Source organism: Paenibacillus sp. TAB_01, assembly GCF_043945595.1.
In the GTDB taxonomy this organism is placed as follows: domain Bacteria; phylum Bacillota; class Bacilli; order Paenibacillales; family NBRC-103111; genus Paenibacillus_S.
The window spans coordinates 5,765,781-5,780,353 of sequence record NZ_JBIFNP010000001.1 but is presented as its reverse complement, the minus strand read 5'-3'; the positions used below and the strand labels follow the sequence as shown (position 1 = coordinate 5,780,353).

Below are 14,573 nucleotides of genomic sequence, written 5' to 3'. Positions count from 1 at the left end.
CGTGAATGGATGGCTCCAGGAGCGCTCGGTTGGAGGATGGCTTCAGCTTCAAAGGTGCCCGTGCCGGCTGCCTCTTCTTGGCAGGTACTCCCGGCTCGTCCGCTATCCGGTTATGTAAGGAAGTGGCAGTCCGCCATAGGCTGCGGGGCTTTGGTGGCGGCTGTCCTCCTCTCGGCGCCTCATTGGCTGCTGCTGCATGGCACAGGCTACGAGCGGATCATGCGGATTCATACGGCGAGGCCGGGTCCGGTAGCGGAGGCGATTCGACAGGCGGCGGGCAGGGATGCGACGCAGTTAACAGGCTATACGATCAGCGGAGGCTTGATGCTGCACCGGCTGCAGCTGGTCATCTCCAGGCTCGAGGTGGTATCGCTAACCGATCTGATTCATGCTTTGGATCCCGATGCGATTGTGGATGTATTTCCGATAGGTTCATCTCACGGTCCGGGCACACGGGTGCCGATAGGAAAGCGTCACTCCCGTGCCGAACCTTTCCGACGTCTCCAAGTACGGCAATGAGCTGTAGAGAAACATAAGGTCCCCCTGAAAAGGTAACAGCGACGGATCTTGCTCCAAAAAGATGAAAAGACGCTTCCATACCCGCGATGTGCGTGGGTATGGAAGCGTCTTTTCATGAATATCCGTCCGAAGCAGGGGCTGTACAAGCCCAAAGCGGCTTTTGGCTTGTACAGCCGTATGAACCCGTATAAACCTGTATAAACCTGTATAAACCTGTACATACAATGCAGTATGCCGGGACTGAGGCTCTTTCTACAGCTCCAGCAGGCCGAGTTCTTGAACGGCAATCAGTGCCTGCGTTCTGGAAGTGACGCCAAGCTTGGCATAAATCCGGGACAGGTAGACCTTAACGGTTCCCAGAGACAGCGACAGCTCCTGGGCTATTTCTTTGTTGGACGCCCCCCGGACGAGCAGCCGCACCAGCGCTTCCTCGGAGCGGGTTAACGGCTCGACGAGAGAGACGGCTGCGGCAGGCGGCGCTGCGATTGTGGGGAAATGCGCCAGGAGCCTGTCCAAGTACGCGTCTGAAACCATCGTCCCTGGGGCTGGTCCGTATCCGCATTCGCAGCCGGATCTGCAGCCGCAGAGGCGCTGCTAGACGCCTCCGGGCTCTTGTGAAGCCGGTGCTCCCTGAATTTTCGAATCAGGTCCCCGGCTTCTTCCCCCTCATCCAGAAAGCTACGGACATAGCCGTTGGCTTCTCCCGCCAGCAGCGCTTCATGCAAATAAGCGAAGGCGGCGGAACGCTGTCCCCGCTGTGCTTCCAGCAGCGCCTGAAGCAGCGAAATTTCGACCAGGCTGATCAGCGAGCGTTCGCGCGCCGCCTGCGGCTTCAACAGCTCCAGCAGCCGGAGCGCCTCCGCTTCCTTGCGCTGGGCTCCAAGCAGCCGCGCCAGCGTCACATAGGCATACTGCTGGTGAAAGGTAGGCTTGTCCTTCGATGTAATATCCTGAAGGGCAGGAGCCAGCTTTTTGGCTTGGGCCAGCTGGCCTGTCCCAAGATACAATCGAAGCTGAAAGCACCTTACATAACACAGCCAATGCGTCTCTGTCAGCTGTTGCTGTACCAAAGAGGCTATCGTCTGCTCCACGGTATCCAGAGCCAGCTGCAGGCCGCCTTCGGCCAGGTACAGCCGCGCCTGCATCAAACGGTTCGGTACCAGCAGCCCGGGGGGTTGGCCGCTGCCCGCCGCTTGATCCACTTTGCCGATCAGCGAACGGCTCTCCTCCAGCCGGTTCCATTCGTAATATCCCTCCCCCAGCGCTTGATTCATATAAAGGTTAATCAGCGTATGACTCCAGCCCTTCGACTCCAGCACGCGGACGAATTGCTGTCCGATCGTTTCCGTATCGCTGGACAGCATACCCTTCAGCCCGAATTCGGTCCGGCGGACGAAAGGCTCCTGCCGATTGTAATTAAAGCCGTAGAACAAAGGGCTTTCCGGCAATAACCGCTCTTCAATCCCCGCCGAAAAACGGTACCAGCCTTCGTAATCCCCGCTGTAAAATACGAGGTTGGACTTGACGAACAGGATGCCGCTCTGAAGCTGCTTGCGCCGCTCCGAAGGCTCCATCGCGTCCAGCCGTTCTTCAATCAGCCGCATATGCGACTCGGCACGGACCGGATTTCCCGTCACGAGCATGAGGAAGCAGTGCAGCAGCATCATTTCGGCCGTCCGGCCGCTATCGTCCGGCACGCTGTCGAACCAGCGGAGCAGAGAGCGAAACTCCCCTTGCTGGAGGGCGGACGGGAGATTCCGCGCAAGCAGCTTGTCTATTTGCATATAATCCCGCGCAGCAATGGCGTGCTCGATGGCTTCGTCCAGGAAGCCGCGATGCTCGAAGCATTCGCTGATTCGGCGGTGCAGCTCCTGCAAAGCAGCAGGCGGCTTGCGCTCCAGCCTGCTCCGTAGAAATTGAGCGAATAAATGGTGATACCGGAACCATGTCTGATGATCGTCCAGCGGGACGAGGAACAGGTTCCAGTTTTGCAGCGTTTCGAGCATGGCACGGCTGTCCTCTTTTCCTCTTAAAGCATCGCACAGCTCGGCATCCATACGCTCCAGCAGCGAGGTGATGAGAAGGAAGTCGGCGATCGGCTCAGGGAGCCAGGACAGCACCTCGTGAAACAAATATTCCGCAACATTGCGATGATTGCCCGCAAACTGCTCAATAAACGAATCCATATCGGCATGCGAGCGCAGCGAGAGTGAAACGAGCTGAAGTCCGGCTGCCCAGCCCTCGGTGCGCCGAAACAAGGTTTCCGCCTGCTCCGGCCGAAGCGGAAGCTTGACGGCCTCACGGTAGTAGCTTTTCGTCTCCTCTTGCGTAAATTGCAGTTGCTGCGCCGGAATTTCCATATATTCCTCCAGCAACAGCCACTTGGCGGCAGAGAAAGGCAGATCCGAACGGCTCGCCAGGATAACATGTACGGCTGCGGGCATATATTCGATGAAATAGGCGATATGCTCATGAATCGATTCCGCGGTAATCATCTGATAATCGTCCAGTATGAGCACAAGAGGCTCTAGCTCCGCCGACAGTTCATTGATGAGCGCGTCAAGGAAAGTAGGCAGGGACAGATGAGGCAAGGATTCGGTCAAATGAAGAATTCGCGCTGCCAAGTTAGGAGAAGCGGCTTCGGCCAAGGTATAGCTGACATAACGCCAAAAGCGCATCGGATCGTTATCCTTGGTATCCAGAGCGTACCAGGCCGCCGCGCGCTCTCTCTGATGAACCCATTGAGTCAGCAGCGTGGTTTTGCCGAAGCCGGCAGGAGCGCTTAGAAAGGTCAGCTTACCTGCGGAACCTTGATGCAGAAGGTGTATTAATCGGGCTCGTTCGAGCCAATTCGGCTTAAGTGAAGGAATCGTCGTTTTCGTACGTAGGACTATAGGTTCGGATCGTTGTATCATTGCGCCTCCGCATTCCGACAAAATCTAATACTTTCATTATAAAGTTAACCAAAGTTAATATCCATTGGAAAATCCTTTTGCTACTGTCAATAAGTAACCTGTAACCCGTATGAGGGAATCGATAGTAAAGGAGGAGCCTCAGCTTGAAAACCATTGTGCGCGGACTGTTCCTGCTTGCGGTGTTAGTCATATGCGTGTTGATCGGACCGGAACCTATGGTACGTGCAGCTGTGATCGTAGAGCCGCTGCCGGCATCGGCTAATTTGCCTGAGAATATCCCGGGGCCTGCGGCCAGCTCCATGCTGGCGGGGAATAACATTCTGGTGACCGGGGGGCAGTATAGCTCGAACGGTTATTCTCAGCATTCCTATATTTTTAATACGGCGGACCAAACCTGGGCTTCTTATGCTCCGGCCTTGCAGCTGGCCTATCATAGGCAGTCGATGCTGAAGGACGGCAGAGTACTGGTCACCGGAGGGAATACCTTCGTTGATAGGGTCGGGTATGTTTATAACAGCCTTACCCGGATTTACAGTCCGTTCACAAACGGTTGGACGAACGCGGCGAATCTGCCCAAGGTAATGCTGGGCAATGCCCAGAGTACGCTCAATGACGGCAGAGTGATGATTACAGGAGGCGCGGACCAAATTTATTCCGCCAACAACAGCACGCTTTATGACAATACGTATATTTATGACCCGTCTGCGAATCGCTGGGATGAGGCGGCGCCTCTGCCAATAGGAATTTACGGGGCGGCCCAGAGTACGCTGCTGGATGGCAGAGTGCTTCTTACCGGGGGGCTGTCCGGATATGTTTACTCTTTCGATTCCTATATTTATGATCCGGCAGCCAACACCTGGACAAAAGCAGCCACGCTCCCTTATCAGTGGGAGGATATTTATTTTCGGCATGCCCAAGTGACCCTGCCTAACGGCAAAGTATTGTTAATGGGCAATTACAACTTTTATTTGTATGATCCCGACACGAATACATGGGCAAAGGACAGCGCAAATCCCAAGCATCTGACGAATGCCAGTATGGTGCAGGTTGGCGGCAACGTTTATGTGATGGGAGGATACAATGATTTAACCTATGACAATAACAGCACAGTCTATAAGCTTGCCTTTGATTTTACCGTACCCACCGCGCCGGTCATTAACGGTTCCGATGGCGCATGGACCGGCTCCGATGTCAACCTGACGATCACCCCCGGAACGGATGCGGATTCGGGTGTCGATCGGACCGAGTACAGCTTATCCGGAGCGACGACGCAGGACTGGACGGCCTATACGAACGGTGAGACGATAACCGTCACCAATTCGGGTCAGACAACGGTCAGTGCAAGAACGGTGAACCGTTCAGGGAATATGAGTACGACAGCTGCGGCTGTTGTCAAAATCGACCGGACGCTCCCGACGGCGCCGGCGATTAATCCGTCGGCCGCTTCTTGGTCTGCTGCCGATGTAACGTTCACGCTGACTGGAGGGACGGACCAGGAGGCTCAGGGGTCAAACGGACGGAATTCAGCTTGTCCGGGGCTACGACAGTGGGCTGGACCGCGTATACGGGAACGGTGACGGTCAGCTTGGAAGGGCAAACGACAGTCCATGCCAGAACCGTCGATAATGTGGGGAATGTCAGTACGGAGAGCACGGCGGTCATTTCGATTGACAAAACAAAGCCTGCTGCGCCGGCCGTTACACCTGCGTCAGCGTCTTGGAGCAAAACGGATGTTTCGGTGTCGATTGTACCCGGAACGGATACCGGGGGCTCCAGTGTCAACCGGACCGAGTATAAGCTATCCGGGGCGACAACCTCCAATTGGACGGCCTATACAAGCCCCATAACGATAAGCGCGGAGGGGCAGACGACGGTCGAGGCCAGAACGATAGATAATGCAGGCAATATCGGTTCAAGCGGATCGGCTGCTGTAAGAATAGATAAAACGCTGCCGACCGCTCCTTCGGTAACACCGGCGACGACCGATTGGACTGCGTCATCAAGCGTCCAGGTCACGGTCGCCGGCGGGACTGACTCGGGCTCGGGAGTGAACCGGACGGAGTATAGCCTCAGCGGAGCGGTCAATTTGGGCTGGACTGCTTATACGGGGCCGGTTGAAGTTACGGTGGAGGGGCAGACAATAGTAAGCGCGAGAGTGATCGATCAGGCAGGCAATATCAGTACGACGGCCGCCGCAACGGTGAAGATCGACCGCACCGTCCCGGCAGCACCTGTTATCAATCCGGCGGGAGGAAGCTGGAGTTCGACGAACGTCAATGTGACGATAACGGCAGGGGCGGATGCCGTCTCGGGTGTCCATCATGTAGAGTACAGCTTGTCGGGGGCAACGACCCTGGGCTGGACAACGTACACGGGGGCTGTGACGATCACCGCGGAAGGTGCGACAACGGTAGCAGCCCGGACAGTGGACAATACGGGCAATATAAGTAACCTCGGTACGGCAATCCAGCGTATTGATAAAAGCAGGCCGGATGTGCCGGTCTTGACCCCTTCGGCGGCAGGGTGGACTTCGGCGGCAAGCGTCGCCGTAACGATAGCCCCGGGTGCGGACACGGGAGACTCTGGGGTTAATCGCGTAGAGTACAGCCTGTCGGGCGCAGCAACCCTTGGCTGGACAACGTACACTGGGGCCGTGGCGGTCACGGCGGAAGGACAAACGACGGTTACCGCCAGAACCGTCGATAATGCCGGGAATGTCAGCAATACGGCTACAGCGGCGGTCAAAATCGACCGGACGGTGCCTGCCGCCCCGACAGTGAACGGAGCGTCGGCTTCCTGGTCTTCAACTAATGTGACTCTGAGCCTGACGGCAGGCACGGATGCGGGAGGCTCGGGAGTGAACCGGACGGAATACAGCTTGTCGGGCGCGACGACCCTGGGCTGGACAACGTATACGGGGGCTGTGACGATTACGGCGGAAGGGGGAACGACAATCACGGCTAGAACCATTGACCAAGCCGGCAATTTGAGTACGAATGCCTCCGCTCAAGTATCGATCGATAAAACAGCGCCGACGGCTCCAGCCGTCACGCCTGGGACCCGCCGGATGGGTTTCGGCGGCTCAGGTGCCGGTGACGGTGACACCGGGAACCGATAGCGGCGGTTCAGGTGTGCTGAGGGAAGAATACAGCCTGTCCGGAGCGACAACGGCGGACTGGACGGTTTATACGGCCCCATTGGCCGTCTCTGCGCAGGGAGAAACGACCGTGAGCGCTAGAACGGTCGATCAGGCGGGCAATAAGAGTCAGGCTCAGACGGAGGTCGTCAGGATCGACCGGACAGCGCCGTCTGCGCCGGTCGTTGCCCCTGAAACCGAAGCCTGGACGGCCGCCGACAGCGTGACGGTGACCTTGACGCATGGGGCGGATACCGGGGGCTCCGGAATCTCACGGACGGAATACAGCTTATCCGGCGCGACTACGCTGGATTGGACGGATTATACCGGGGTGCTGACGATTACCGCGGAAGGGGAAACGGTGATTCACGCCAGAACCGTAGACGGTGCAGGCAACGCAGGCGAGGCTTCCGAGGCGGCAGTGAGAATCGACCGGACGGCACCGGACTTCCCGGTTGTGATCACGCCTGCCGCAGGGACTGTGACGGGCAATAATAAGCCGACCCTGGCAGGCACGGCGGAACGCAATGCTGCGGTAACGTTATATGTGGACGGAGAAGCGCTTCCGGCGATCACGGCCGACAGCGGCGGGCAGTGGACATATACGTTCCCGGCTGCGCTGACCGATGCGGAGCACAAGGTGAAGGCGGTGGCTGCAGACGCGGCCGGCAATGCCAGCGGGGAGACGGCAGAGGTGTCCTTTACGGTCGACACGATAGCCCCGGGCGCGCCGGTGATTATGGCGCCGCAGCTCAATGCAGTGTTGGCCGAGGCCAGACCGGTAATTTCAGGGGAAGCTGAGCCTTATGCGGCTGTTACTTTGCTGCTGGATACGCTCCCTATCGATGGCCTTACCGCCGATGCCGATGGAGGCTGGACATACACTCCTGCGGCACCGTTGAGCGATGGACCACACAGCGCGAGCGCCATGGCTGCCGATGCAGCAGGGAATGCCAGTCCGGCTTCGCTAACCGTCTCCTGGAAGGTGGATACGCAAGCGCCGCCGTCGCCTGTTATTCTGTCTCCTGCAGAGGGGACAGCAACGAGCGGCAATAACCCGATTATTTCCGGCACCGCGGAAACAAGTGCGGAAGTGACGGTTATCATAGACGGAACGGAAGCGGGGACTGTCATGGCAGCCGGCAGCGGAGGCGGCTGGAGCTTTACGCCGGCCGATCCGTTAGCGGACGGAGCGCATACGATCCGCGCCGCAGCTAAGGACGCTGCGGGGAATACAAGCGTGGAGTCGGATACGATTCATATAACGGTCGATACGCAAGCTCCGGGCGTTCCTGAAGTGACGTTCCCGGCGTCCGGAACTATACTCAATACGGGAAGGCCGGCTATTCAGGGGCGCTCGGAAGCAGGCGCCTCCATCCGGATCACGCTAGACGGAACAGAGGCCGATACGGCGCTGTCCGATGACGGCGGTATTTGGAAGTATACGCCGGAGGCGGCATGGAGTGAAGGGCCGCACACGTTCAAGGCTCAAGCGGTCGATGCGGCCGGAAACGCCGGTCCGCTATCCGAGGGAACGTCTTTTACGGTAGATACGATAGCGCCGCCGGTACCTGCCGTGCATCAGCCGGCGGAAGGTGCCGTTATCAACCGGCCCAAGCCTGCCATCACCGGATCGGCGGAAGCGAGCGTAACCGTCAATGTTTATGTGGACGGAGCTGCGGCGGGAAGAGTTCACGCAGCCGATAACGGCGGCTGGACCTATACGCCTTCTGCGGAGCTTGCGGTACAGGCCACATACGGTTCAGGCGCAAGCGGCCGATGCGGCAGGCAATGAAAGCGCGGTTTCCGCCGAACGCGTCTTCACTGTTGTGTCAGATAACGCAGAGCTCCGCACGTTGGAGCTGAGCGGTATTATTTTACATGAGACGGTGACCGGGACGACCTATCAATATACCGCACAGGTACCTTATGGGGTATCGAGCACGTCAATTGCGGCAGTTGCTGCGGATTCGAACGCTTCTGTGGAAATATTGCAGAACGGCAGGCCGGCGGCGAATCCGGCTGCCCTGGAGGTCGGGACGCAGACGTTTACCATTCAGGTGACGGCACAGGATGGCACGACGGTCCAGCCGTACACAGTAACGGTGACCCGGATGCCTTCCGATGAGGCAGCTTTAAGCGAGCTTACCGTCGACACGGCGGTGCTGATCCCCCGGTTCGACCCGGGAACGACGGACTATACGGCGTCCGTCACCCATGCCGTCTATGCCGTAACGGTGCATGCCAGGGCCGCCAGCGAGGTAGCGGCGCTGCAGATGAACGGCAAGCTTTTTGCGGGAAATGAGGGAAGCCTGCCGGTTGAACTGGACGTCGGAAGCAATCCTGTAACGGTGACGGTCACCGCACAAGATGGCGTCACTGTAGGAACTTACCGGGTAGATATAAACCGGGAGCCGAGCTCCAATGTGATGCTGAGCGGACTGCAGCTGTCCGAGGGCAGCCTGGAGCCCGCATTTGAGAGCGGTATTGTCCACTACGAGACGACAGTAGACTATTTAACCGCCGGCACGACCGTGACCGCCTCGGTCTATGACCGGAATGCTACGCTAAGCGTTAACGGTCAAGCGTTAACAAGCGGCGAGCCTTCACGGCTGCTCCCGCTGGAGGTTGGCACCAATCGGCTTGCCGTGACCGTGACCGCGCAGGATCGGGTCAGCCGGCAGTCATATATCATTGAGGTGCATCGTAAGGCCCGTCCGAATGTGACGCTTACAAGCCTTGAATTGTCGGGAGGAGCTCTGCTCCCTGCGTTTGACAGCGGCCTAACGGCTTACAGCGTCATGGTCGGCAATGGAGTGGACCGGCACAACGGTGACGGCTTCGGTTTACGATCCCGGAGCCCGGATCCGCATGAACGGAGCGGAGCTGGAGAGCGGTCAGGCTTCGGAGCCAATTGCTCTGCAGGTGGGGGATAACGCTGTGGAGCTGACGGTGACCGCTCCTGACGGCCTAACGCAGCAGACTTACAGCGTGGCGGTTCATCGCGCATCGAAGTCCCGCTCGGGACGCGGGACAGCCGGTACGCCGCCGGCAGAAACGACTCCGGCTCAGCCTCCGATAGAAGAGCCGGTTCCGCCTCAGCAGCCTGAGGAACCGCAGGCGCCTGAGCCGCCGGCGGGGTCAAGCGGCGGAAGGTGCACGCAATCCGCTGCGGCCTCGAAGCCTTTTGGCGACATGGCGGGGCACTGGGCGGAATTGGAGGTCACGCGCGCTTCCGGCTGCGGTATCGTGAGCGGCTTCGAGGACGGTACCTTCCGGCCTGATGAGCCGGTCACGCGGGCTCAATTCGTTGTAATGCTCCATCAAGCCTATCCGCAGGCGGAGGGCTCGCAGGGTACGGCAGCGGAGCTGAAATTTGCGGATGCGGCTTCCATTCCCGCCTGGGCGGTGTCGGCGGTCAGCTCGGCTGCCGCCGGCGGGGTTGTGGACGGCTATGAGGACGGTACCTTCAGGCCGAATGCTCCGGTAACCCGTGCGGAGATGATCACCATGGCGGCGAAAACCGCCGGACTGCCGCCGGCATCTCCCGATGCGGTGAACGCTCTGTTCTCCGATGCGCCGGCCGTCCCGGCTTGGGCCGGGGGCTACATCGCCGCCGCGTACCAGCGGGGACTCGTGCAGGGCCGGGGGGAGCGGCTGTTCGCTCCGATGGATCTGACGACGCGAGCCGAAGCGGTAGCGATGCTGCTAAGGATCGTTCAAACGAAGTAAATGAGCAATGGCGGCAGTTTGAGGAGACAAGAATTTGCCGGGAACAAGCCGCCGCATACCAAACAACGCGAAAAGGGACGAACCCCTTCTCGCGTTGTTTTTTTGTCTTGATGCCGCTCAAACAGGACTCGACCGTTGTCCGCAGCTCGAATTCATTTCATTGGCAAGGAAGGGTGATATAGGATCATAAAGCCTTGCCGGATAATACGAAACAGACTTCGGTTGAAGTCTGCTTCGAAAGCTTTGACTATGAACATGCAGGCTGTATAATCCGCTAAAGGACTTCGTACAATGAACACCTTATATTGGAGGAATGGTTTCCTATGATATATTGAATCATACTAGTGGCTTAGCTGGAAATCTATGATTTACTGATCGAAGCTGTCAGCGAGAATTAGTTCTCGTCCTCATCCTCGTCCTCTTCTTCATCGCCGTCCTCATCCCCGCCATCTACTTCTTCGTCCTCGTCTTCTTCGTCTTCCTCGTCCTCTTCATCCTCTGAAACGATATAAGCAGTTCCTTCTTCTTCGTCCCATTGCAGTTCAACCTTGGCGCCGCCGTTCAATTCTACTTCAATTTCTTCCACTTCGCTTAAATCGATCCCTTTCAGCCAGTTGTCCAAAGCTTCGGCATCTTCATCGCCGTAGTTAAAAACAGATTTTTCGCCGTTGGCGTAGGCCACCTCGATTTCCTCTACATCCAAGCCGCTTAATGCAGATTTCAAGCTTTCATAAGAAGCCATGCGCTGTTCATTCCTCTCAATTGTTTTTGAAACTTGTCAGTTTCAATGTAGTATATGAATCTCCTCCGGCAGTGTTTGGGCAAATGGAAAGCAGCAAGCAGCGGATTTTTTATAAACGCGATAGCTGACAATACGGCTGATTTTCAAACGATCGGTGTACATGAGTACAATTTACCTACGTGCTAACACACGCCCTTACTGGGTCACGGATAAACACATATCTTAATATTAAATTCACAATAAGGGAGTGTACCTTATGAAGGGTTTAATTCTTGGTGCAGGCCGAGGTACCCGGCTTCAGCCGTTTTCCGATCTCGTTCCCAAGGTACTTCTGCCGGTAGCCAATAAGCCCCTGATTCAATATAACATTGAAAAGCTGACGGTCCTCGGCATCACAGAAATCGGTATCGTAATCAAGCCGGAGCACCGTGAGCTGTTTGAACTTATAGTGGGAGACGGAACGCCTTGGGGTGTCGATATCTCTTATATTTACCAGCACGAGTCGCTCGGTATATCCCATGCCGTAAAACAAGCGGAGCCGTTTATTAAGGAGCAGCCGTTCGTGCTGCTGCTGGGAGACAATCTGCTGGAGCAATCCTTGGATGAGCTGGCTTTGCCTGTAACGAATGAGATCAATGATGCATGCATTATGCTGGGTTATGTTACAAGACCGGTGGATTACGGGATAGCCGAACTCGAAAATAACCGGATCGTAGGACTGGAGGAAAAACCGGCCGTTCCCAAATCAAATTGGGCCGTATTGGGCGCCTACGCATTCAACGCCTCTATTTTTGATGCGATACGGTCTATTCAGCCCTCCAAACGCGGAGAATACGAAATTACAGATGCGATTCAATGGCTGATCGATCAGGGGAAATCCGTTGGCTATCTCACGACGGAACAGAATCATTCCGATGTCGGAACGCTGCCCAGATGGCTGGAAGCGAATGAGTGGATGCTCGATAAGCTGAACCGGGCCGAACAGCTTCCGCTCTATCCATCGGAGAAAGGCAACATCATCATACCTCCGGTAATCATTGATCCCGGAAGTGAGATTACGAATAGCACAATCGGCCCCTATGCATCCATCGGTCCCGGAGTCCGGCTGCAAGGCTGTACGATTGCACGGAGCGTTGTTCTTGATGGAACTTGTCTGAATGATGCCAGCTTAAGTCATACCATTGTCAACCGGAAGTATGCGTCTCTACAAAACGGAGGAAGCTGATGATGAGCATATTAGTAATGGGTATGGGGTATGTAGGTACAACTACCGCGCTGGTGTTTGCAGAGCTGGGATGGCATGTATCCGGTGTCGATACGAATGCGGATAAAATCGGAGCGCTGCGGAACGGGAAAGTCCCGTTCCATGAAGCCGGTCTGGAGTTCTTGTTAAAAAAACACTTAACCGAGGGGAATATCCGCTTTTTTACCGACCCCGAGATAGCCGTCCCTGAGCATGAAACCATTTTCCTATGTGTAGGAACCCCGCCTCGTTCTGATGGAAGCGCGGATTTACAGTATGTCCGCCAGGCGACTGAATGCATCGGCCGAACGATGAAGGGATATAAGCTTATTGTTATCAAAAGCACGGTTCCCTTGGGAACACAGCAGAAGGTGGTACAGTGGATTCGGGAATCGCAGCCGGAGCCGGTACCTTTCGATGTCGTTTCCAATCCGGAGTTTTTAAGAGAGGGCAGCGCATTGCAGGATGCGCTTCATCCGGACCGGATTATCATCGGGAGCGATACGGAGGAGGCAGGCTTGCGGGTTCGCAGCCTTTACGGCCGTATGAATTGTCCTGTGCTGTGGACTAAGCCCATGTCCGCCGAGCTGATCAAGTATGCTTCTAATGCCTATCTGGCAACCAAAATATCGTTTATTAACGAGCTGGCCCGGTTTTGTGACGAGATTGGCGTACCTGTTACGGAGGTCAGTGAAGGGATCGGGCTGGACCTGAGAATCGGCAAAGCCTTTTTGCGCGCAGGGATTGGCTATGGCGGCTCCTGCTTCCCGAAGGATGTCAATGCTCTGTTGTACATGGGCAAAGAACAGGGGACGGAGCTGACTCTATTGAATCAGGTCGTGGAAGTGAATAAGTCACAGCAAGCTTATGCCATCTCACGGCTGGAGAGTATGCTGGGTTCGCTCCATAACAAGACGATAGCGGTTCTTGGGATCGCTTTTAAGCCCGGTACCGACGATTTGCGCGAGGCGCCGTCCTTGGCTGTCATTGCTCGTCTGCTGGAGCAAGGGGCCCAAGTTCGGGTTCATGATCCTGTGGCGGTTTTGCCCGGAGATTTGATGGATGGCCATCCGCGGACTCTGAGACAGTACCAGGTGTTGGAAGAGACGCTGGAGCGTGCCGATGCGGCCATTTTATGCACGGAATGGGACGAATACAGGCAGGCAGACTGGTTAGCACTCAAAGGCCTGATGAATCAAGCTGTCCTATATGACGGACGAAACGCGCTGGATAGGGAGCTGCTCAAATCCTGGGGGTTCGAATACCTGGGGATTGGACGGCAGTAAGCATGGCATTGAAAAGGAGTCGGATGCAATGAAAATTTTAGTGACTGGTGCAGCCGGATTCATCGGCTCTCATTTATGCGAGAAGCTGCTGCAGGAGGAGACGAATGAGGTCATCGGGCTGGACGGCTTCATTGATGGTGCCACGCCTGCATGGATTCGCAGAAGGAATATCGAGGGGCTGCTCCTTCACCCCCGGTTTCAATTCAAGGAAGCCGATCTGCTTCAGGTTTCCTGGGAAGAACTGCTTCCCGGAGTCGATATCGTGTACCATTTGGCCGGCATGCCCGGAGTCCGAACGAGCTGGGGGCCTGACTTTGCTTTTTATGTACAGCACAATATACAAGCGACACAGCGGCTGCTGGAAGGATGCAAGATCTATCCCATCAAGAGATTTATCTATGCGTCCACTTCCTCCGTATACGGTGAGAAAACAGGGAAGGTCAGCGAGGATGCTGAGCCGGAACCGCTCTCCCCTTACGGTGTAAGCAAGCTGACAGGGGAGCAGCTGTGCAGGGTGTATCACCGCAATGATGGGCTTCCCATTGTTATTTTAAGGTTTTTTACGGTCTATGGTCCAAGGCAGCGGACGGATATGGCCTTTCACCGGTTTATTGTGCAAATGCAGCAGGGCAAACCGATTACGCTGAACGGGGACGGAACGCAAACGCGGGATTTCACGTACGTCCAGGATTGTGTCGAGGCGGTGGCCGCAGCCTCCCGGGCCGAGCATGTCATAGGCGAAACCATCAATATCGGAGGAAAACAGAGGGCTTCCGTGCTGGAATGCATTGCGATATTGGAGGAGTGCTTTCGCCAAAAGGCCGAGATGGTCTTGGCACAGAGCACATACGGCGAGCCGAAAAACACATGGGCGGATATTTCCAAAGCAGGCCGGCTGCTTGGATACAGCCCCCGGGTAGATCTTAGAACCGGTCTCGAGCAGGAGATGCTGTACATTCTTCAGCTGTATAAAGGGATGAAGCCATAAAGCGGCGAAATA

The 14,573-nt window shown here is 56.4% G+C and carries 12 protein-coding genes; 9 read left to right on the top strand and 3 right to left on the bottom strand.

Annotated elements, in window-relative coordinates; genetic code table 11:
• The first annotated feature begins 36 nt into the window (after positions 1 to 36).
• Positions 37 to 519, top strand: coding sequence for a hypothetical protein (locus ACHHV8_RS28130; RefSeq protein WP_395162646.1), 483 nt, complete (start codon positions 37 to 39; stop codon positions 517 to 519).
• Positions 520 to 771: 252 nt separating this feature from the next.
• Here ACHHV8_RS28130 and ACHHV8_RS28125 read toward each other — a convergent pair whose 3' ends face one another.
• Complete coding sequence (locus ACHHV8_RS28125) at positions 772 to 939, bottom strand: response regulator transcription factor (protein ID WP_395162645.1); 168 nt, start codon at positions 937 to 939, stop codon at positions 772 to 774.
• Between the two features lie 20 nt (positions 940 to 959).
• Entirely contained in the window at positions 960 to 3,434 is a 2,475-nt protein-coding gene (locus ACHHV8_RS28120) for a winged helix-turn-helix domain-containing protein (RefSeq protein WP_395162644.1), read from the bottom strand.
• A gap of 143 nt (positions 3,435 to 3,577) precedes the next feature.
• Here ACHHV8_RS28120 and ACHHV8_RS28115 point away from each other — a divergent pair, with 143 nt between their 5' ends.
• The 5 genes from ACHHV8_RS28115 to ACHHV8_RS28095 are packed head-to-tail and all read left to right on the top strand — an operon-like array spanning position 3,578 to position 10,302.
• On the top strand, positions 3,578 to 5,011 hold the full coding sequence (locus tag ACHHV8_RS28115) for an OmpL47-type beta-barrel domain-containing protein (protein WP_395162643.1): 1,434 nt from the start codon (positions 3,578 to 3,580) through the stop codon (positions 5,009 to 5,011).
• Positions 4,981 to 6,552, top strand: coding sequence for an OmpL47-type beta-barrel domain-containing protein (locus tag ACHHV8_RS28110; RefSeq protein ID WP_395162642.1), 1,572 nt, complete (start codon positions 4,981 to 4,983; stop codon positions 6,550 to 6,552). The genes ACHHV8_RS28115 and ACHHV8_RS28110 overlap by 31 nt, the downstream gene beginning before the upstream one ends.
• Positions 6,533 to 8,365 (top strand): Ig-like domain-containing protein, encoded by a 1,833-nt coding sequence (locus ACHHV8_RS28105; RefSeq protein WP_395162641.1) that lies wholly within the window; start codon positions 6,533 to 6,535, stop codon positions 8,363 to 8,365. The genes ACHHV8_RS28110 and ACHHV8_RS28105 overlap by 20 nt, the downstream gene beginning before the upstream one ends.
• Positions 8,310 to 9,506: a cadherin-like beta sandwich domain-containing protein gene (locus ACHHV8_RS28100; protein WP_395162640.1), complete on the top strand. Its 1,197-nt coding sequence runs from the start codon at positions 8,310 to 8,312 to the stop codon at positions 9,504 to 9,506. Before ACHHV8_RS28105 ends, ACHHV8_RS28100 begins: the two co-directional genes overlap by 56 nt.
• Positions 9,442 to 10,302: an S-layer homology domain-containing protein gene (locus ACHHV8_RS28095; RefSeq protein WP_395162639.1), complete on the top strand. Its 861-nt coding sequence runs from the start codon at positions 9,442 to 9,444 to the stop codon at positions 10,300 to 10,302. Before ACHHV8_RS28100 ends, ACHHV8_RS28095 begins: the two co-directional genes overlap by 65 nt.
• 394 nt (positions 10,303 to 10,696) lie before the next feature.
• Here ACHHV8_RS28095 and ACHHV8_RS28090 read toward each other — a convergent pair whose 3' ends face one another.
• The gene (locus tag ACHHV8_RS28090) at positions 10,697 to 11,044 is read right to left on the bottom strand and encodes a hypothetical protein (RefSeq protein ID WP_395162638.1); all 348 of its coding nucleotides are present in this window, start codon (positions 11,042 to 11,044) and stop codon (positions 10,697 to 10,699) included.
• A 256-nt stretch (positions 11,045 to 11,300) separates the two neighbouring features.
• Between ACHHV8_RS28090 and ACHHV8_RS28085 the strand changes: the two genes are divergently transcribed.
• The 3 genes from ACHHV8_RS28085 to ACHHV8_RS28075 are packed head-to-tail and all read left to right on the top strand — an operon-like array spanning position 11,301 to position 14,561.
• Positions 11,301 to 12,269 (top strand): sugar phosphate nucleotidyltransferase, encoded by a 969-nt coding sequence (locus ACHHV8_RS28085; protein ID WP_395162637.1) that lies wholly within the window; start codon positions 11,301 to 11,303, stop codon positions 12,267 to 12,269.
• Complete coding sequence (locus ACHHV8_RS28080) at positions 12,269 to 13,573, top strand: UDP-glucose dehydrogenase family protein (protein ID WP_395162636.1); 1,305 nt, start codon at positions 12,269 to 12,271, stop codon at positions 13,571 to 13,573. Before ACHHV8_RS28085 ends, ACHHV8_RS28080 begins: the two co-directional genes overlap by 1 nt.
• Positions 13,574 to 13,601: 28 nt before the next feature.
• Positions 13,602 to 14,561: an NAD-dependent epimerase/dehydratase family protein gene (locus tag ACHHV8_RS28075; protein ID WP_395162635.1), complete on the top strand. Its 960-nt coding sequence runs from the start codon at positions 13,602 to 13,604 to the stop codon at positions 14,559 to 14,561.
• Positions 14,562 to 14,573: the final 12 nt, after the last annotated feature.